The 19,745-nt window shown below is 59.3% G+C and carries 18 protein-coding genes; 11 read left to right on the forward strand and 7 right to left on the reverse strand.

Annotated elements, in window-relative coordinates; translation table 11 throughout:
- The first annotated feature begins 223 nt into the window (after positions 1 to 223).
- Positions 224 to 2,002: a sulfoacetaldehyde acetyltransferase gene (gene xsc, locus ACQY4M_RS19570; RefSeq protein WP_428547664.1), complete on the forward strand. Its 1,779-nt coding sequence runs from the start codon at positions 224 to 226 to the stop codon at positions 2,000 to 2,002.
- A gap of 2 nt (positions 2,003 to 2,004) precedes the next feature.
- On the forward strand, positions 2,005 to 3,156 hold the full coding sequence (locus ACQY4M_RS19575) for an acetate/propionate family kinase (RefSeq protein WP_428547667.1): 1,152 nt from the start codon (positions 2,005 to 2,007) through the stop codon (positions 3,154 to 3,156).
- A gap of 93 nt (positions 3,157 to 3,249) precedes the next feature.
- Here the strand turns inward: ACQY4M_RS19575 and ACQY4M_RS19580 are convergent, their stop codons facing one another.
- Positions 3,250 to 4,101: a phosphate acyltransferase gene (locus ACQY4M_RS19580; protein ID WP_428547670.1), complete on the reverse strand. Its 852-nt coding sequence runs from the start codon at positions 4,099 to 4,101 to the stop codon at positions 3,250 to 3,252.
- A gap of 39 nt (positions 4,102 to 4,140) precedes the next feature.
- On the opposite strand from ACQY4M_RS19580, the gene ACQY4M_RS19585 reads away from it, so the two are divergent.
- The 4 genes from ACQY4M_RS19585 (at position 4,141) to ACQY4M_RS19600 (ending at position 9,836) form a co-directional block, all read left to right on the forward strand.
- Complete coding sequence (locus ACQY4M_RS19585) at positions 4,141 to 5,274, forward strand: citrate/2-methylcitrate synthase (RefSeq protein WP_428547673.1); 1,134 nt, start codon at positions 4,141 to 4,143, stop codon at positions 5,272 to 5,274.
- A 113-nt stretch (positions 5,275 to 5,387) separates the two neighbouring features.
- Complete coding sequence (locus tag ACQY4M_RS19590) at positions 5,388 to 8,213, forward strand: molybdopterin oxidoreductase family protein (protein WP_428547676.1); 2,826 nt, start codon at positions 5,388 to 5,390, stop codon at positions 8,211 to 8,213.
- Entirely contained in the window at positions 8,210 to 8,959 is a 750-nt protein-coding gene (locus tag ACQY4M_RS19595; RefSeq protein WP_428547679.1) for a 4Fe-4S dicluster domain-containing protein, read from the forward strand. The genes ACQY4M_RS19590 and ACQY4M_RS19595 overlap by 4 nt, the downstream gene beginning before the upstream one ends.
- Before the next feature lies 1 nt (position 8,960).
- Positions 8,961 to 9,836, forward strand: coding sequence for a dimethyl sulfoxide reductase anchor subunit family protein (locus ACQY4M_RS19600; protein ID WP_428547682.1), 876 nt, complete (start codon positions 8,961 to 8,963; stop codon positions 9,834 to 9,836).
- A 90-nt stretch (positions 9,837 to 9,926) separates the two neighbouring features.
- Here the strand turns inward: ACQY4M_RS19600 and ACQY4M_RS19605 are convergent, their stop codons facing one another.
- The 4 genes from ACQY4M_RS19605 to ACQY4M_RS19620 all read right to left on the reverse strand — a co-directional run bounded on the left by ACQY4M_RS19605 (position 9,927) and on the right by ACQY4M_RS19620 (position 13,217).
- Complete coding sequence (locus ACQY4M_RS19605; RefSeq protein WP_428547685.1) at positions 9,927 to 10,697, reverse strand: metal ABC transporter permease; 771 nt, start codon at positions 10,695 to 10,697, stop codon at positions 9,927 to 9,929.
- Positions 10,698 to 10,704: 7 nt separating this feature from the next.
- Positions 10,705 to 11,445 carry a metal ABC transporter ATP-binding protein gene (locus tag ACQY4M_RS19610; RefSeq protein ID WP_428547688.1) on the reverse strand — a complete coding sequence of 247 codons (741 nt, stop codon included), beginning with the start codon at positions 11,443 to 11,445 and terminating at the stop codon, positions 10,705 to 10,707.
- Positions 11,442 to 11,924: a Fur family transcriptional regulator gene (locus tag ACQY4M_RS19615; RefSeq protein WP_428547691.1), complete on the reverse strand. Its 483-nt coding sequence runs from the start codon at positions 11,922 to 11,924 to the stop codon at positions 11,442 to 11,444. The genes ACQY4M_RS19610 and ACQY4M_RS19615 overlap by 4 nt, the downstream gene beginning before the upstream one ends.
- A gap of 69 nt (positions 11,925 to 11,993) precedes the next feature.
- Entirely contained in the window at positions 11,994 to 13,217 is a 1,224-nt protein-coding gene (locus ACQY4M_RS19620; RefSeq protein ID WP_428547694.1) for a urate hydroxylase PuuD, read from the reverse strand.
- Positions 13,218 to 13,319: 102 nt separating this feature from the next.
- On the opposite strand from ACQY4M_RS19620, the gene ACQY4M_RS19625 reads away from it, so the two are divergent.
- Positions 13,320 to 14,234, forward strand: a complete 915-nt coding sequence (locus ACQY4M_RS19625) for a LysR substrate-binding domain-containing protein (RefSeq protein WP_428547697.1) — start codon at positions 13,320 to 13,322, stop codon at positions 14,232 to 14,234.
- Between the two features lie 91 nt (positions 14,235 to 14,325).
- Here the strand turns inward: ACQY4M_RS19625 and uraH are convergent, their stop codons facing one another.
- Positions 14,326 to 14,685, reverse strand: a complete 360-nt coding sequence (gene uraH, locus ACQY4M_RS19630; RefSeq protein WP_428547700.1) for a hydroxyisourate hydrolase — start codon at positions 14,683 to 14,685, stop codon at positions 14,326 to 14,328.
- Positions 14,686 to 14,830: 145 nt separating this feature from the next.
- On the opposite strand from uraH, the gene puuE reads away from it, so the two are divergent.
- Genes puuE through ACQY4M_RS19645 form a run of 3 tightly spaced genes read left to right on the forward strand, consistent with a single transcriptional unit; the run spans position 14,831 to position 17,546 of the window.
- On the forward strand, positions 14,831 to 16,249 hold the full coding sequence (gene puuE / locus ACQY4M_RS19635) for an allantoinase PuuE (protein WP_428548320.1): 1,419 nt from the start codon (positions 14,831 to 14,833) through the stop codon (positions 16,247 to 16,249).
- Positions 16,246 to 17,070, forward strand: coding sequence for a bifunctional allantoicase/(S)-ureidoglycine aminohydrolase (locus ACQY4M_RS19640; RefSeq protein WP_428547703.1), 825 nt, complete (start codon positions 16,246 to 16,248; stop codon positions 17,068 to 17,070). The genes puuE and ACQY4M_RS19640 overlap by 4 nt, the downstream gene beginning before the upstream one ends.
- Positions 17,061 to 17,546 carry an ureidoglycolate lyase gene (locus tag ACQY4M_RS19645; protein WP_428547706.1) on the forward strand — a complete coding sequence of 162 codons (486 nt, stop codon included), beginning with the start codon at positions 17,061 to 17,063 and terminating at the stop codon, positions 17,544 to 17,546. Before ACQY4M_RS19640 ends, ACQY4M_RS19645 begins: the two co-directional genes overlap by 10 nt.
- Positions 17,547 to 17,588: 42 nt before the next feature.
- On the opposite strand, the gene ACQY4M_RS19650 is transcribed toward ACQY4M_RS19645, so the two are convergent.
- The gene (locus ACQY4M_RS19650) at positions 17,589 to 18,245 is read right to left on the reverse strand and encodes an IS1595 family transposase (protein ID WP_428539609.1); all 657 of its coding nucleotides are present in this window, start codon (positions 18,243 to 18,245) and stop codon (positions 17,589 to 17,591) included.
- A gap of 80 nt (positions 18,246 to 18,325) precedes the next feature.
- Here ACQY4M_RS19650 and ACQY4M_RS19655 point away from each other — a divergent pair, with 80 nt between their 5' ends.
- Positions 18,326 to 19,705: a uracil-xanthine permease family protein gene (locus ACQY4M_RS19655; RefSeq protein ID WP_428547709.1), complete on the forward strand. Its 1,380-nt coding sequence runs from the start codon at positions 18,326 to 18,328 to the stop codon at positions 19,703 to 19,705.
- Positions 19,706 to 19,745 lie beyond the last annotated feature (40 nt).

The raw sequence follows: 19,745 nt of genomic DNA on the forward strand, positions 1-19,745 counted from the left end.
ATGCACCCGGAGATTACGCCGTCCTCGAATTTCCACCAAACTCGCGACACTACCACACCATAAAGCCAACAGTTTTCTTTAATCGGGTGAATTTCAGCAATTTCAAACTGGCCTTAAAGCGATTTTAAATCTGGCCCTATTCCCTGTCTGCATGACCTCCTATGCCTGCTATAACGGCATGGGAACGTCCTGCCTTCTTTCACAAAATATAGGGATCAAGCCGATGAAAATGACCACAGAAGAAGCCTTTGTAAAAACGCTGCAAATGCACGGAATCGACACCGCTTTCGGCATTATCGGCTCGGCATTCATGCCGATTTCCGATCTGTTCCCCAAGGCGGGAATCACATTCTGGGACTGCGCCCACGAATATACCGCCGGCATGATGGCCGACGGCTTTGCCCGCGCCTCTGGCAAAATGGCTATTGCAATTGCCCAGAACGGCCCCGGCATTGCCAACCTCGTCACCCCTGTGAAAACCGCCTACTGGAACCACACACCGATGCTGCTGATCACCCCGCAGGCGGCCAATAAAACCATGGGTCAGGGCGGTTTTCAGGAAGTCGAGCAAATGCGAATGTTTTCCGATTGCGTCGCCTATCAGGAAGAGGTCCGCGATCCGTCCCGCATGGCCGAAGTGTTGAACCGCGTGATCACCAAGGCCAAGCGCCTGTCTGCGCCGTGCCAGATCAACATCCCGCGTGATTACTGGACACAGGTGATCGACATCACCCTGCCGCAGATCGTCGAATTTGAACGCCCCGCCGGTGGCGCAGACGCCATCGCGCAGGCGGCTGACCTGCTGTCAAACGCCAAATTCCCCGTGATCCTGAACGGCGCGGGCGTAGTGATCGGCGGCGCCATTCCCGCCAGCCAGGCGCTGGCCGAAAAGCTGGATGCACCGGTTTGCTGCGGCTACCAGCACAACGATGCCTTCCCCGGATCCCACCCGCTGTTTGCTGGCCCGCTGGGCTATAACGGTTCCCGCGCGGCGATGGAGCTGATCGCCAAGGCCGACGTGGTGCTGGCCCTTGGCACCCGCCTGAACCCGTTCTCCACCCTGCCCGGTTACGGCATCGACTATTGGCCGACTGATGCGAAAATCATTCAGGTCGATATGAACCCTGATCGCATCGGCCTGACCAAACCCGTGACTGTGGGCATTGCCGGTGACGCCAAACAGGTGGCCGAACAAATCCTTGCGCAATTGGCCGATACCGCCGGTGACATCGGCCGCAAGGAACGCGTTGACCTGATCGCGCAAACCAAATCCGCATGGGCCCAAAGCCTGACCTCGATGGATCACGAAGACGACAGCGACGAAGGTATCGACTGGAATGAACGCGCCCGCGCCGCCAAACCCGATGCCATGTCGCCCCGTCAGGCATGGCGCGCCATTCAAGCGTCCTTGCCCAAAGAGGCGATCATTTCGTCTGACATCGGCAATGTCTGCGCCATCGGCAATGCCTACCCGACGTTTGAAAACGGGCGCAAATACCTTGCCCCCGGCCTGTTCGGCCCTTGCGGCTATTCTCTGCCCGCAATCCTAGGCGCCAAAATCGGACGCCCCGACACACCGGTTGTCGGCTTTGCCGGTGATGGTGCGTTCGGCATCTCGATGAACGAAATGACGGCTTGCGGGCGCGATGAATGGCCTGCCATCACCATGGTGATTTTCCGCAACTACCAATGGGGCGCCGAAAAGCGCAACACGACCCTGTGGTATCACGACAATTTCGTCGGCACTGAACTTGACTACAACGTCTCTTACGCCGGCATCGCGCAGGCGTGTGGTGTAAACGGTGTGGCCGTGACCACCATGCAGGAATTGACCGATGCATTGGCCAAAGCCGTCAAGGATCAGGCAAACGGTAAAACCACCTTTATCGAGGTGATGCTGAATCAGGAAATGGGCGAACCGTTCCGCCGTGACGCGATGACAACCCCAGTCGAAGTCGCTGGCATCTCGGCCGCGGACATGCGCCCGCAAAAACCGGCGTAACCATGCCGGAGGAACCTCGCGATATCCTCGTTCTGAACGCCGGGTCCTCCTCGATCAAATTTGCCCTGTTTGACGGGCAATTGAACGAAAAACTATCCGGCATGGCCGCTGAAATCGGCGGCCATGCCAGCCTGACAATCGACGGGCAACCCTTAACTCCTGCAATGCCGGACCACCACACAGCCCTTGCCAAAATTCTGGCAGCGCTGGAAAAACGCGGCATCACCCCCGACACGCTGCGCGCCGCAGCCCACCGCGTGGTGCATGGCGGCGCAAAGCTGACCACGCCACAGCGTATCACCCCCGATACATTGCGCGAAATTTCCAGTTGCACCCCGCTGGCGCCCCTGCATAACCCGCATAATCTGGCCGCCATCATCGCCTTGCAGGACATCGCGCCAAACCTGCCACAATACGTCAGTTTCGACACCGCTTTTCATGCCACCAACCCGCCGGTTGCCACCCGCTATGCCATCCCCAAAACGCTAGAAACACAAGGCATCCGCCGCTACGGCTTTCACGGGCTTTCCTACGCCAGCCTTGTGCAGAACCTGCCCCCCCTCACCAACAGCAAACTGCCCTCGCGCCTGCTGGCCTTTCATCTGGGCAACGGGGCCAGCCTGTGCGCCATCAAGAACGGCCAGTCCATCGCCACCACCATGGGCTATTCCCCGCTGGACGGGCTGACCATGGGCACCCGCGCGGGCGGCATCGACGCCAACGCGGTGCTGAAACTGGTCGAGGACCACGGCGTGACCCGCGTCAAATCCATCCTGAATAACGAAAGTGGCTTGCTGGGCCTGTCTGGCGGCAAATCCGATATGCGCAACCTGATGCTTGACGCCTCGGCCGACAGCGATTTCGCGGTTGAACATTTCTGCTACTGGAGCCTGCGCCACGCCGGATCCCTGATCGCCGCAATGGAAGGACTGGACGCCATCGCCTTTACCGGTGGCATCGGTGAAAACGCCATCGGCGTGCGCGCCCGCATCCTGCGCGGTCTGGAATGGATCGGCATCAAAACCAACCCCGACGCCAACCACCGCAACGCTTGCCAGCTTCACGCCGACACCTCGAAAATCCCCGTCTGGATCATCCCCGCCCAAGAGGAACGCATGATCGCCAAAGACGCCTTAACCCTGATCGGAACATAACATCATTACCGTTCCAAAAATATCCGCGCCGCAGGCATCCCGAGGGCCCACAGGGGCCCGAGATATAAAGCGGCCCCGCAAGGGGCCTCCGTTTCACAAGGCCGCCGTCACCGCTGTGGCCGCAACAATATCCTCCACGCTCGCCCCGCGCGACAGATCGCAAACGGGTTTGGCAAACCCCTGCAAAAACGGCCCAACCGCCTGCGCACCTGCCAGTTCCTGCGCCAGTTTATACGCAATGTTCCCCGCATCCAGCGACGGAAAAATCAGTACATTGGCATCCCCGCCTTCCACCCCCTTGGCCGCAGCAATCACCGCATTCAGCGCGGCGTCTGCCTGCACGGGGCCGATCACCCCCGCCAGTTTAGCCGCCTCGCGCACCATATCCACCGATGCACCACTTCCCGATGTGCCGGAGGAAAACGACAACATCGCCACCCGCGCCTTGCCCAGCAACGCCGCCCCCGACATCGCCGAAGCCCGCGCAATATCGGCCAGCGCCGCCGCATCCGGCGCCACATTCACCGCGCAATCGGCAAACACCAACTCGCGCCCGTCGGGAAACGCCATCAGGAAAAACGACGAGGGCACCTTCACCCCTTCGGCCATGCCAATCGCGATGCTTGCCGCTTCGATCACCCGCCGCGTCGGGCTGATGGCACCCGCAATCATCACATCGGCCTGCCCCGCCGCCACCATCGCCGCCGCGCGGATCAGCGGCTTTTGCAACATCCGCCTCGCCAATGCCTCTTTCATCGGACGCGTGGCCAGCAGGGCCGCCAGTTGCGCCGCGTCCGGTTCCGCCAGGGCCACCGGCACGGCCAACCCTTCGGCCTGCAACCGCACCGCCGCCTCGTCAATCCGCACATCTTTCCCCGCCTCGGGGAATACCACCCGCAGGTTCCGCGCCTTCGCCACAGCATATGCATTTTCCAATACCGGCATTTTTGCCACTCCTTCTATTCCCCATGAAAGGACACCGATATGAGCGATACCGTCAAGATCAATCGCGGCCTGAAAGGCATCTATTTCGAACGCTCCGCCAGCAGCCACATCGACGGCGCAAAGGGCGAGCTGTCCTACTGCGGATATTCGATCCACGATCTGGCCACCCGGTCCACTTTCGAGGAAGTCGCCTATCTGCTGATCCACGGTGAATTGCCCAATGAAACCGAATTGGCCGATTTCGATGCCCGCCTGAAAGCGGCCCGCCACCTGCCCGATGAAATCTACACCGTGATCGAACAGATCAAGGGCGGGCACCCCATGGACGTGCTGCGCACCGCCACCTCGGCCCTTGCGGCGCTGGACGAGGGCAGCAGCGACATTTCCGAGGAAGGCTTCATCCGCAACGGCATCAACCTGACCGCGCAGGTGCCGATGATCGTCGCCGCCCATCACGCCATCCGTAACGGACGCACGCCGGTCGCGCCCGATCCCGCCCTTGGTCACGCCGCCAACTGGCTGTGGATGCTAAAGGGGGAAAAGCCCAGCGCGGACGCCGCCCGTCTGGCCGATGTCGATTTCATCCTGCACGCCGAACATGGCTCCAATGCCTCCAGCTTTGCCGCGCGGGTGACCATCGGCACCGATGCCAACCTGCACGGCGCCATCGTGACCGCCCTGTCTACCCTTGCCGGTCCGGCCCACGGCGGGGCGGCCGAGGACGTGATGAAAATGGTGGCCGAAATCGGCAGCGCTGATAACGCCGCCGCTTACGTCAAAGCCAAGCGCAAAAACCGCGAGCCCGTCACCGGCTTTGGCCACCGCGTTTACCGCGCCGAAGACCCGCGCGCGCGCCACATGCGCGACGGGGTGAAAAAGCTGTCACAGGAAATGGGGCAACCGGAGTGGTATGACATCCTGCAAGCGGTGGTTGACGCAATGCACCCCTATGCGCGCCACGGCCTGAACGTGAATGTCGATTTCTATTCCGGCGTGATTTACCAGTTGCATGGTATTCCGATGGACCTTTATGTGCCAATTTTCGCCATCGGGCGCGTGCCCGGCTGGGTGATTCAATGCCTTGAGCAACGGCGCAGCAATATCCTGATCCGGCCCCTGACCCTGTATAACGGCCCCGAAATGCGCCCTTATGTGCCGATAAAGGAACGATGAATCCGCAACATTCGTATCAATACATACAAATTATTGCATGTTAGGCGCGGATTTTGTAAACCGGCTGGAATAACACCGGAGCCGAATCCGGCCCACAAACAACAGGGACGCGCATGACGCATCATCAGCCTGCGATTGAGACATCGCCAAAGGTCTCGGACGAAATCCGCAAAACGACGTGCTATATGTGCGCCTGCCGCTGCGGCATCAACGTGCATATGAAGGACGGTAAGGTCGCCTATATCGAAGGCAACCGCGACCACCCGGTGAACAAGGGTGTTCTCTGCGCCAAAGGCTCCTCCGGCATCATGCAGGTCAACGCGCCTTCGCGTCTGAAAAATCCGATGCTGCGGGTCGGCCCGCGCGGGTCGGGCGAATTCAAGGATATCAGCTGGGAAGAGGCGTTGACGATCGCCACCGACTGGATGAAGCCGCTGCGCGAAACCGCGCCGGAAAAGCTGGCGTTTTTCACCGGCCGCGACCAATCCCAAAGTTTTACCGGCATGTGGGCGCAGGCCTATGGCACCCCGAACTATGCGGCCCACGGCGGGTTCTGCTCGGTCAACATGGCCGCTGGCGGCATCTACACCATGGGCGGTGCGTTCTGGGAATTCGGTCAACCCGACTGGGACCGCGCCAAACTGTTCATGATTTTCGGCGTTGCCGAAGACCACGATTCAAACCCGATCAAGATGGGCATTGGGCGGCTAAAGGCGAATGGCGGCAAAATTTATGGCGTGAACCCGATCCGCTCGGGCTATAACGCGGTGGCGGACGAATGGGTCGGCATCACACCGGGGACTGATGGTCTGTTCATCCTTGCGCTGGTGCATGAACTGCTGAAGGCAGGCAAGGTTGATCTGAATTATCTGGCGCAATTCACCAATTCGCCGGTGCTGGTCAATGACGATCCGAAATCGGACGACTACGGCCTGTTCCTGCGCAACAAATCCGGCAAGATGCAGGTGATCGACCGCAAAACCGGCAAGCTGGCCGCGTTTGACAAAAAGGGCGTAAAGCCCGATCTGGCTGCCACGCATAAGGTTGGCAAAACCCCCTACCGCACTGTATTCCAGTTGATGGCGGAAAAATATCTGTCCGACGAATACACCCCCGATGCCGTGGCCGAACGTTGCGGAATTTCCGCCGGTCGCATCCGCGCCATCGCCGCCGACATCGCCCACGCGGCATTTGATGAAGCGTTTGAACTGGACATCCCATGGACCGATTTTCGCGGTGACAAACACAAGACGATGCAGGGGCGCCCCGTCGCGTTCCACTCGATGCGCGGTATTTCGGCCCATGCAAACGGTTTCCAGACCGCCCGCGCGTTGCACATGCTGCAAATCATCCTTGGAAGTGTCGAGGCACCGGGTGGCTTCCGCTTTAAACCGCCCTACCCGAAACCCGTCGAAGGCCACCCGAAACCCCATTTCGGCGTCACCCCCGGTAAGCCGCTGAACGGCCCGCATCTGGGCTATCCGCAAGGGCCCGAGGATCTGGGCCTGAAAGAAGACGGCACCGCGGTTCGTATCGACAAGGCGTTCACATGGGAAAACCCGCTGTCGGCCCACGGGTTGATGCATATGGTGATTTCCAACGCCCATGCGGGTGACCCCTATAAAATCGACACACTGTTCATGTTCATGGCAAACATGTCGTGGAATTCCTCGATGAACGCTTCTGGCGTGATGGATATGCTGACCGACAAAGACGAGGATGGCGAATATGTGATCCCGCGGATCATCTATTCCGATGCCTATTCCTCCGAAATGGTCGCCTATGCCGACCTGATCCTGCCCGACACCACATACCTTGAGCGGCACGACTGTATCAGCCTGCTGGATCGCCCGATCTGCGAGGCCGATGCGATGGCCGACAGCATCCGCTGGCCGGTGATCGAGCCTGACCGTGATGTGCGTGGCTTCCAGTCCGTGCTGATTGATCTGGGCGTGCGCCTTGGCCTGCCCGGTTTTGTCGACGAAAACGGCGATGCGGTCTACAAGGACTACGCCGATTACATCGTCAACCACCAGCGCCGCCCCGGCGTCGGTCCGCTGGCGGGTTTTCGTGGCAAAGATGGCAAAGGGGTTGGCCGTGGTGAGCCGAACCCGAACCAGTTGCAGGCCTATATCGACAACGGCGGGTTCTTTGAATCGCACATCCCCGAGGATGCGTCTTATTTCAAACCGTGGAATGCCGCCTATCAGAAATGGGCGGTCGAGGTGGGTCTGTTCGACCATGAACAACCCTATCTGTTCTCGATCTATTCGGAACCGCTGCGCAAATTCCAGCGCGCCGCCGAAGGGATTGGCGAACATCAGCCGCCCGAACACCTGCGCGAACAGCTAAAGGTATCCATGGACCCGCTGCCGGTCTGGTATTCTCCGAATGTCGAGGAAAACGAGGCGGGCGGCGAATATACCGTCACCGCCCTGACCCAGCGGCCAATGGCGATGTATCACAGCTGGGGCACGCAAAACGCATGGCTGCGCCAGTTGCACGGCCTTAACCCGCTGTATGTCCCGACCAAAATCTGGGAGGCGCAAGGGTTCAAGGATGGCGACTGGGCCAAAGTTTCCTCGCCACACGGGTCTATCACCGTGCCGGTGTCCCATCAGGCAGGCCTGAACGACAACACTGTCTGGACATGGAACGCCATTGGCAAACGCAAGGGCACATGGGCGCTGGACGAAGGCGCGCCCGAGGCGACCAAAGGGTTCCTGCTGAATCACATTATCCACGAACTGCTGCCCAGCAAAGGCGACGGGTTACGCTGGAACAATTCCGATCCCGTCACAGGACAGGCCGCGTGGTTCGACCTGAAGGTGAAAATCGAAAAGGTCGCACCGCCGGATGAAGTGCAGCCAAACTTCCCGCCGATAAAATCCCCCGTTGGCAAAGGGCCGAAAAATCTGGCATGGAAGGTGGGCAAATGACACAGCTACCACAATCTACCGACAAAAAACTGGGCCTTGTGATTGATCTGGACACTTGCGTGGGCTGTCATGCCTGCGTGATTTCCTGCAAGGGCTGGAACACTGAAAACTATGGCGCACCGCTATCGGATGTCGATGCCTACGGGTCTGACCCGCACGGCACCTTCCTGAACCGCGTGCACAGTTTCGAGGTCCAGCCCGATACCGGCGGCTGTTCGCAAACCATCCACTTTCCCAAATCATGCCTGCATTGCGAGGACGCGCCCTGCGTCACCGTTTGCCCCACCGGCGCCAGCTATAAGCGGGTCGAGGACGGCATCGTTCTGGTGAACGAAGACGACTGCATTGGTTGCGGTTTGTGCGCATGGGCCTGCCCATATGGCGCACGCGAACTGGACCAACTGGCAGGTGTGATGAAGAAATGCACCCTGTGCATCGACCGCATCTACAACGAAAACCTGCCCGAAGTGGACCGCATCCCGTCCTGCGTGCGCACCTGCCCTGCCGGCGCGCGGCACTTTGGTGATTTCGCGGACCCGGACAGTAATGTTTCCAAACTGGTCGCGGAACGCGGCGGGATTGACCTGATGCCAGAACAAGGCACCAAACCGGTCAACAAATACCTGCCGCCGCGCCCCAAGGATACGCTGGAAGATGTAGATGCCTCTGCACCGGCCATGAAACCCGTTGCCGATACGCCCAAGGGCTTTCTCGGTTGGCTCGATAAAGCACTGGAGGCCCTGTAAGATGCATCCCGCACCATCCGTAATCTTTTTCACCGTCTTTTCCGGCCTTGGCTTTGGCTTTCTGGCCTGGCTGGGCATCGCCATTCCCAACCCGCAGGGCTGGGCGGCTTTCCCTTACTTCTTTATCGCCTATCTGCTGGCGGTGGGCGGGCTGATTGCCTCGACCTTCCACCTTGGCAATCCAAAGAACGCGATCAAGGCGTTCACCCAATGGCGCACCAGTTGGCTGTCGCGCGAGGCATGGATGGCCGTTGGCACCCTGTCGGTGATGGGCATTTTCGCAGCCGCCAATATATTCCTGAATATCCGGATGCCCCCCTTGGGCTGGCTGGGCGCGATCATGGCGCTTGTCACGGTCTACACCACCTCGATGATGTATGCACAGTTGAAAACCGTGCCGCGCTGGAACCACTGGTCCACTTCGGCGCTGTTTATCCTGCTGGCACTGGGGGGCGGCGCGATCCTTGCCGGTGATACATTGGGCACGCTGATCTTTCTGACACTGGCCCTTGTGGTGCAGCTTTATGTCTGGATTGCGGGTGATCAACGCTTTGCCGCCCGTGGCCATACGCTGGAAACGGCAACCGGCCTTGGCACCATCGGCAAGGTGCGCCTGTATGAGCCACCACACACCGGCACCAACTATCTGCTGAACGAAATGGTGCATATTGTGGCGCGTAAACATATTCTGAAGCTGCGCCTGATTGCCTTGCTGATGGGGTATCTGTTGCCGCTGCTGCTGGCAGGCCTTTCCGGTCGATTGTTCGATCTGCAAATCACTGCACTGGTTTCGCACATTATTGGCATCCTGACACAACGCTGGTTGTTATTTGCCGAGGCCGAACATGTTGTGGGCCTCTATTACGACAAACGCTAAAATCTACGGGCTGGCGAAAACAAAATCGCCAGCCCGTCAAACGCTCGGCGCTCCCTTGCGGGCGCTTCTCGCTTTTTGCGAAGAAAGCCGTCAGGCTTGATGAGCACGCCCGAATATTACACTTCCTGCAAAACCCAAAACGGCGGCCACCACAATCCCCGGTCCTGCCGGTATCCCCCATTGCACCGCAGCCAATATCCCGCCGCTGCCCGCCAGCACACCGACCAGCACAGCCACCAGCGCCATACCCTCGGGGGTGCGCACAAATCCGCGGGCCGCTGCCGCCGGTATCAGCAACATCGCCCCGATCAGCAACGCGCCGACCACCTTGATCCCTGCCGCCACGACCACTGCCAAGGCCAGCGTCAGCACCAGTTGTTCGCGCTTGGGGTTCAGACCCGAGGCCACCGCCAGATCCTCGTTCAGGGTGGCCGTCAACAGCGGCGACCAACGCCAGACCAGACCGGCCACCACCGCCAGGGCACCGCCCCAAATTACGGCAACATCACCGCCGGTTACCGCCATGATGTCCCCGAACAGGAAATCATGGAGTTCCAGATCGGGCTGATCCGTCAACGAAATAGCCACCAGCCCCAGCGACAACCCGCCATAGGCCATCACGCCCAGCGTGGAATCCATCGTATGCCCGCGCCCGAACAGCGCGCTGACCACCAGCGCCATCACCAGCGCCACCACGAAAACCGCTAGATACAGCGGCAGCGAAAACCCGATTGCCAACGCCACGCCCAGAATACTGGCGTGCGCCGTTGCATCCCCGAAATAGGCCATCCGTCGCCAGATCACAAAAGACCCCAGCGGCCCCGTGGCCAGTGCCAGACCGGTTGCCGCCAATATTGGCATCCACAGATTATCCATGATCGTGCCCTCCGCTGTGGTCGTGGTCACATTCCCCGGCATGGGCATGCTGATACAGGGCCATCGTGCCATGCGTGCCTGCGCCAAACAGGGCGCGGTATTCGGGGGCCTCGGACACCACATTCGGGGTGCCCTGACAGCAGATATGCCCGTTCAGGCAAATCACCATGTCCGAGGTGCTCATCACCACATGCAGATCGTGGCTGACCAGCAGCACCGCGCAACCCATGCTTTGGCGCACATCCTCAAGCAGTTGGTAGAATGATGCGATCCCCGGTTGGTCCAGCCCCTGCGTTGGCTCGTCCAACATCAGGATTTCGGGATTGCCCAACAGCGCGCGCGCCAGCAAAGCCCGCTGGAATTGCCCGCCCGACAGATCGGCCAATTGCCGATCACCAAAACCGGCCACGCCAACGCGTTCCAGCATCTCGCTTGCCTCGGCATCGGAATGGCGCGCGGGCAGTGACAGGAAGCGGCGCACGGTCAGCGGCATATGGCCCTCGACCATCAGTCGCTGTGGCACATAGCCGACCCGCAGGCCCGCTTTGCGCATGATCTGCCCTGTGGCCGGTTGTTTGGCCCCGATCAGGGCGCGCAACAGGGTGGATTTGCCCGAGCCGTTCGGGCCGATCACCGTCACGATCTCGCCCGGCTCGATGCTGAAATCCACATGCTCCAGAATGGGCGTGGCGCCATATTTCAGAGTAACATCTTTGGCTGTGATCAGGCTCATACCGCGCCCTCCCGACAATTTGGGCACAGGCCCAGAACTTCGACATTCACCCGTTCAACCGCGAACCCTGCCGCATCTGCCACTGCACGCACCGCGCCGCGCACATTTGGCGCGGGGGCTTCGGCCATGGCATCGCAACTGCGGCAGATCATGAACAGTGGTGCGTGGTCGGTTTCGGGGTGCATACAGGCGGCATAGGCGTTCAGGCGGCGGATGCGATGGGCCAGTCCGTTCTCCACCAGAAAATCCAGCGCGCGGTAGGCCACCGGCGGCTGATCGCCAAACCCGTCCGCCGCCAGCCGTTCCAGCACGTCATAGGCCCCCATCGCACGGTGGTTTTCCAGCAGGATTTCCAGCGCTCGGCGGCGCACCGGTGTCAGACGCAGACCCCCCTCGCGGGCGCGTGTATCGGCAAAGGTCATCACATCACCGGCACAATGGCTGTGGTCATGGGTGTGAAAAGCAACAGGGGCAGGCATGGGCAACGTCCTTTTGTTATGCTATCACATGATATAGTATAACATCTCAGAACTGCAACCCGTTTTCATTCAGCCGCCGGTGGCGTTGCGATACCACGCCACCAGAACCGCGCGGTCCTCGGGCTCCAGATAAGACGCACTGGGCGGCGGCATGGCGTGGGTCACGCCGGCCTGCAGGTAAATCCGCTTGGCCGCAAAGGCCACTTGGGCTTCGGTTTCCAGATGCACGCCCTTGGGCGCAAAGGCGATGCCGTCATAGCTGGGCTGATCCGCGTGGCACATGGTGCAATTGCCCGACACGATGTCGTAAGCGTCCTGAAACCCCTCGGCCTGAACAAATTTCTGAATCGCGGGATTCATTGCCGCGTTATCGGTTTCAGCGGTTGGCGCGGTCAGACTGGACAGCCAGATGATCACCAGAAACAGCACAACAGTGGCCCCCCATGTCCAGACTGGGTTGCCCTTGTTTGCGTGGCGGGTGTTGAAATAATGCCGGATCGTCACGCCCATCAGGAACACCAGCGAGGCGATCAACCAGTTGTATTGCGAGGCAAACGCCAGCGGGTAGTGGTTCGACAACATCAGGAAAATCACCGGCAGAGTCAGGTAATTGTTGTGGGTCGAACGCTGCTTGGCGATCTTGCCGTATTTCGGATCGGGCGTGCGACCGGCCCGCAGATCGGCTACCACCACACGCTGGTTCGGCATGATGATAAAAAACACATTCCCCGTCATGATCGAGGCGGTGAAGGCCCCCAGATGCAGCAACGCCGCGCGGCCGGTGAACACCTGCGTATAACCCCAGGCCATCGCCACAAGGATGATATACAGCAGCACCATCAAGCGGGTGTTATTATCGCCGAATTTGCTTTTACAGATCAGGTCGTAAATGATCCAGCCAAAGGCAAGGGACGCCAGCGAAATCAGGATCGCCTGCCATATGGGTATGTCCATCACATTGGGATCGACCAGATACAGTTCAGCGCCCATGTAATAGACAAGGATCAGCATGGTGAAACCGGACAGCCATGTCGAATAGCTTTCCCATTTGAACCAGATCAGGTGTTCGGGCAAACGGTCGGGCGCAACCAGATATTTCTGGACGTGGTAAAAGCCGCCACCGTGGACCTGCCATTCCTCGCCATGCACATCCTTGCGCCGGTCATTGGATTTGCGCAGGCCCAGATCAAGCGCAATGAAATAAAAGGACGAGCCGATCCAGGCGATGCCGGTGATCACATGCACCCAGCGCACGGCAAATTCCAGCCACGATTCGAGTATTGCGTAATCCATGTTGCGCCTTCTTGTTGTTTTTCCCTGTCAGGCTATACCAAAACCATCTTTTTTGTTAATCCGTTTAATAGCACATCACTTTCAAGTGGAATTTGAAAATACATGGCATATGTGAACAATATCAGAATGTTCGTGCGGGTTTATGAACTTGGCTCGATGTCGGCAGCGGCGCGGGATCAACGCACCTCGCCCGCTGTGGCCTCGAGCCGGATTGCGGAATTGGAGAAGCACCTTGGCGTGCGCCTGTTCAACCGCACCACACGCGCCCTGCAACCCACGGAAAACGGTAAGGTTTTCTATGACGGCGCGCGCAATGTCCTGGCCGCGATTGCCGAGGCCGAGGCGGATATCATCGACGCTGACAAAAACCCGCGCGGCACGGTTTTTGTGGCGGCCCCTTTGGGCGTGGGGCGGCGGTTCATCGCGCCCTTTGTGCCGGCGTTCAAGGATGAATACCCGCAAATCGACGTGCGGTTGCGCCTGTCGGACCGTCTGGTGGATGTCACCAGCGAGGGGCTGGATGTGGCGTTTCACATGGGGCCGCTGGCCGACAGCACCCTGAAAATGCGCGTGATTGCCGACTGCCCGCGGATTTTATGTGCCGCGCCGACCTATATTGCCAAGCACGGCAATCCTGCGGATGGCGAGGCATTGAAGGACCACGCCTGCCTGAACCTGCGCTATCCCGGCGCGCAGGAATTCCAGTGGGCCTTGCAAATGCCGGACGGGGTAAAGCGGTATGATGTGACGGGGCCGTTTGAAAGTGATGATGGCGATGTGCTGACCGGTTGGGCGCTGGAAGGGCACGGCATTATCCTGAAACCTGTGTTCGAGGTGGCCGAGCATCTGCGATCCGGTGCGCTGGTGCCGGTGGCGGCGAACAGCCCGCCGTTGCCGACGCAACTGGTCTGCCTTTACCCGCCGCACAAGCTGAAGGACACCAAGGTGCAACTGTTTGTGGATTTCATCACCAGCCGTTGCAAGGCCGAGATGCTGCGCCAGACAGACGGTTTGTAAGAAATGAGGCCCCTTGCGGGGCCGCTTTATATCTCGGACCCTGCGGGCCCTCGGGATGCCTGCGGCGCGGATATTTGGGCCATTTGGAAGATCAGCTACCGCGATAGGTCGAATAGCCAAACGGCGAGAGCAGAAGCGGGACGTGGTAATGCGAGTTGGCATCCGAAATGCCGAACCGGATCGGGATGATGTCAAGGAAACGGGGAGTTTCGGGCGGGGTGCCGGTGGCGCTCAGGTAATCGCCGGCGTGGAAGACAAGTTCGTAGGTGCCGGTGGCGAATTCATCGGCAGGCAGGATTTGACTGTCGGTACGCCCGTCCGCGTTGGTGGTCAGGCTGCGGATATGGTTGCGGGTTTCGCCGGTGATGCGGAACAGGTCAATCGCCAGACCGGCGGCGGGGATGCCACGGGCGGTGTCCAGAACATGGGTTGTCAGAAATCCTTTGGCCATTGTGCCCTCCTCGTTGCCCTGCACCCTGCCTGTTATCGCGGCAAAAATCGAGGGGGTTTGTTTGCGATAAGACTTTCAGGAATATTTTGAAAATCTATCAGGATTATCTGTAATATACTAAGGCAAGTTTGAAGGAGCCGGAATGATGAAACGCTACCCACGGGATATGCAGGGTTACGGGGCCACGCCACCCGATCCGAAATGGCCGGACGGGGCCAGAATTGCGGTGCAATTCGTGGTGAACTTTGAAGAAGGTGGCGAGAACAACATCCTGCATGGCGATGCGGCTTCGGAGGCGTTTTTGTCCGAGATCGTTGGTGCCGCCGCATGGCCCGGTCAGCGGCACTGGAACATGGAGAGCATCTATGAATACGGCGCGCGGGCCGGATTCTGGCGGTTGCACCGGTTGTTCACGGGCGCGGGGATTCCGGTGACGGTTTACGGCGTGGCCACCGCTTTGGCGCGCGCGCCCGTTCAGGTGGCAGCAATGAAGGACGCGGGCTGGGAGGTTGCCAGCCACGGGCTGAAGTGGATCGAATACAAGGATTACGAGGCCGAGGACGAGCGGACAGATATAGAAGAGGCCATCCGCCTGCACACTGAAGTGGTGGGCGCACCACCGCGCGGCTGGTATACGGGGCGCTGTTCGGTCAATACTGAGCGATTGGTGGCCGAGCAGGGCATGCTGGATTATGTGTCGGATTCCTATGCCGATGATCTGCCCTATTGGGTGTGTTATGGTGATCGGGACCAGTTGGTCATTCCTTATACGCTGGATGCCAACGACATGCGGTTTGCCACGCCACAAGGGTTCAATTCGGGCGATCAATTCTTTGCCTATCTCAAGGACAGTTTCGATGCGCTTTATGCCGAAGGTGTCGAGGGGCAGGCGAAAATGATGTCGATCGGGCTGCATTGCCGCCTTGTCGGGCGGCCCGGACGGGTGCAGGCGTTACGCCGGTTCATCGAGTATATTCAGGGGTTCGAGGGGGTCTGGACCCCGCGCCGGATTGATATTGCCAAGCATTGGCAGGAACATCACCCCGCCCCTGCACCGTGGCCGCGCCCCTCGGAAATGGACCGCGAGACATTCGTGGACACCTATGGTGGCATATTCGAGCATTCCCCTTGGATTGCCGAAGGCGCGCACGCACTGGAGCTGGGACCAGCGCATGACACCGCCATCGGGCTGCACAACGCCCTGTGTCGCGTATTCCGAAGTGCGCCACAGGATGCCCGCCTTGAGGTGCTCAAGGCCCACCCCGATCTGGCCGGTAAACTGGCGGCGGCCAAACGGTTAACCGCCGAAAGCACAAACGAGCAGGCCAGTGCCGGACTGGACGCGCTGACAGATGCGGAACGCAAGACGTTTCAGCGGCTGAACACGGCCTATGTGGAAAAGCACGGCTTCCCCTTCATCATCGCGGTGCGGGATCACGACAAGGCAGGGATCATGTCCGCCTTCCAGACCCGTATCGACAATGACACTGACACCGAATTTGCCGAGGCCTGCAAACAGGTCGAACGCATCGCCCATTACCGGCTAAAGGATATCCTGCCATGAGCTATGCCTTCCCCACCGGCGGATTGCCAGATCAGGCCGACAGCCCCGAAAGCAGTGCCATTTTCACAAGCGCCTATGCCGTGATCCCCGCCAGCACCATGCGCGATATCGTAACCAGTGCGCTGCCGGGCTGGAGCGGCACACGCGCCTGGATACTGGCCCGCCCGATGACCGGCTTTGCCGAAACCTTTGCGCAATATGCGGTCGAGGTTGCCGCGGGCGGTGGCTCGAACGCCCCCGAACCGGATGCGGGGGCCGAAGCGGGGCTGTTTGTGGCCAAGGGTGCGATGACGCTGACGGTGGACGGGGTGCAAAGCACGCTGATGGCGGGCGGCTATGCCTATGTGCCTGCGGGCGCGTCATGGTCCGTGAAAAACGACAGCGACGATCTGCTGGGGTTCCACTGGATCCGCAAACGCTATCAACCCGTCGCAGGGCTGGCCGCGCCGGACCATTTCACCACATCGGATGCCGCAACCCCGATGACCCATATGCCCGATTGCGATGGCAAATGGGCCACCACACGGTTTGTCGATCCTGCTGATCTGCGCCACGACATGCACGTCAATATCGTCACCTTCCAGCCGGGCGGACGCATTCCGTTTGCCGAAACCCACATCATGGAACACGGGCTCTATGTGCTGGAAGGCACGGCGGAATACCTGCTGAACAAGGATTGGGTCAGGGTCGGGCCGGGCGATTTCATGTGGCTGCGCGCCTTTTGCCCCCAGGCCTGTATTGCCACCGGCACCATCCCGTTCCGGTATCTGCTCTACAAAGACGTGAACCGCCACCCCGATCTGGTGCTGCCATGGCCGTGATCAAGGCCCAGCCGCTGACCGCCGATGCCTTCGCCCCCTTTGGCGATGTGCTTCAGGCCGTGGGCAAGCCCGACAAAATCATTAACAACGGCTTTTGCGGCCGCTACCATGACCGCGCCAGACTGGATTTCGACCCCGATGGACGCGCCGGGATCAGCGTGTTCAAGGCCGAACCCCGTGCCCTGCCCTATACGCTTGACATGCTGGAACGCCATCCGGATGGCGCACAGGCCTTCATACCGATGAGCCTTGACGCCTATCTGGTCACCGTGGCCGAGGACGAAAACGGCAGACCTGTCAACATCCGCGCCTTTATCGCGGGGCCGGGTCAGGGCATCAATTACCACCGCAACACCTGGCACGGGGTGCTGACACCGCTGTCCGCCCCGGGCTTGTTTGCGGTTGTTGACCGCATCGGAGAAACCCCGAACCTGGAGGAGCACCACCTGAAAACACCGCTGACGATCACCCAATAAAACCAACAGCGCGAATATAATAAAAGGGGCTGACCCAGATAACTACTTCAAGTAACGCTTAACCCATTGTCTTAGCTGCAATAACTGAGCTGAAGGGTCACTGTTGTTGAAACGCCACTCGCATTCCTTCAAATATAGCCCAAATTGGGCCTTGGGGACACCGTTAAATCGGCGCATGTGGCGCTTGGCTTGGTTCCAGAAATTCTCGATGCCATTGATGTGGTTGTGACGGTCTGCAAAGAGCTTGGAATGGTTGATGCGAAAGTGGTGGAAGTCTGACACATCCAGCACATTATAACCGCGCCAACAATCGGAATAGACGATGGAATCCGGCACGACTTTGCGCTCTATGATCGGGATCAGAGTGGCGGATTTGGCGTCCGGGATGATCTTGGTGTAAACCTTCCCACCCCTTTTTAATATACCAAAAACGGGAATTTTACCTGCCGCACCACGCCCGCGTTTACCTTTGCGTTTGCCGCCAAAGTAGCTTTCGTCCACTTCTATTTCTCCGCCGAACATAGCTTGGCTTTCCGCCTCCAGCTCATAGGCGATTATCTCGCGCAGGCGTAGAAAATAAAACGCTGCGGTCTTGCGGTTTACACCACACAAACTGGCTGCTGTTCGTGCTGTCGATCCCGAAACAAAATGCTCCGTAAGACGGTCTTGCTTGTAGTGGCTCAGGCGACTCTTTCTCATGCTTCCCATCATAACCTCTTTTTAGGTTATCTGGGTCAGCCCCTAATAAAAACAGCGCGAAAACAACTGGAGAGGGACCCATGTCCAATTCATCAATCGGGACGCCGGAACAACTGCGCGATCCCAACTATACACCACCATTAACGCAGGCCATACCGCTGGGTATCCAGCACGTCATGGCCATGTTTGCCAGCAACATCACCCCGGCTATCATCGTTGCAGGGGCCGCCGGTTTCGGCTTTGGCTCGCCCAATGCCGACATACCGACCCTCAACTACATGATCCAGATGTCGATCCTGTTCGCAGGTGTCGCCACACTGATCCAGACCATCGGCATGGGGCCAATCGGCGGGCGCCTGCCCATCGTTCAGGGCACCAGCTTTGCCTTTCTGCCGGTGATGATTCCGGCGGTTGCGGGCGCTGGCGTCGCCGGCATGCCCGGCCTTGCCACAGGCGTGGTCATTGGTGGCTTGTTCCACTTCTGCCTTGGCTTTTTCATTCGCAGAATCCGCTTTGCCTTACCCCCGCTTGTCACCGGCCTGATCGTGCTGATGATCGGCCTGCTGTTGATCAAAGTGGGCATTCAATATGCCGCTGGCGGTGCGGGTAGCTTCAACATGTCCAAACCCACTTGGGGTGGCGGCGCCAACTGGACGATGGCCTTTACAGTGATCATCGTCACCCTTGCAGTCAAATTCTTCTTCAAGGGGTTTCTGTCCGCGGCCGCTGTACTAATCGGCCTGGTTGCCGGTTATCTCGTGGCACACTTCGGCTTTGGTCTGGTGGATTTCTCCAAAGTCGGTTTTGCCGCCAACTTCGGCGTGCCCGTTCCCTTCAAATTCGGCTGGGAAATCAACTGGGCTATCGTCATCGGCATGTGCCTCATGGCCTTTGTCTCCGCCGTTGAAACCGTGGGCGATGTCTCGGGCATCACCAAAGGTGGTGCCGGCCGCGAAGCCACGAACGAGGAAATCACCGGTGCCACCTTTGCCGACGGTCTTGGCACGGCAATTGCCGGTGTGTTCGGCGCCCTGCCAAATACCTCGTTTTCGCAAAACGTCGGCCTTGTCGCCATGACCGGCATCATGAGCCGCCATGTCGTCACCATCGGTGCGATCTTCCTTGTGCTCTGCGGTCTCAGCCCGAAAATCGCGGCCTACGTCAACACCATCCCCTATCCGGTTCTGGGTGGCGGTGTGATTGTAATGTTCGGCATGGTTGCTGCTGCTGGCATCAACATGCTGTCGGATGTGCACTGGAACAAACGCAACATGATCATCTTTGCCGTTTCCCTGACCTTCGGTATCGGTCTGCAACAGGTGCCTGACGCGATGCGCTTCCTTGGTGAATCCAACGCAGGCAAAACCGTCAGCATGCTGCTGGGCACCGGCCTGCTTCCGGCAGCGATCATCGCCATCGTGTTAAACCTGATCCTGCCACACGAAGGCCTCGAGGACTGATCCAATCCCAAATACATCAAAGCCCCTGACCAACAATCGG

The sequence above is a fragment of the Profundibacter sp. genome, from assembly GCF_965277155.1.
Classification (GTDB): Bacteria; Pseudomonadota; Alphaproteobacteria; order Rhodobacterales; family Rhodobacteraceae; genus Profundibacter.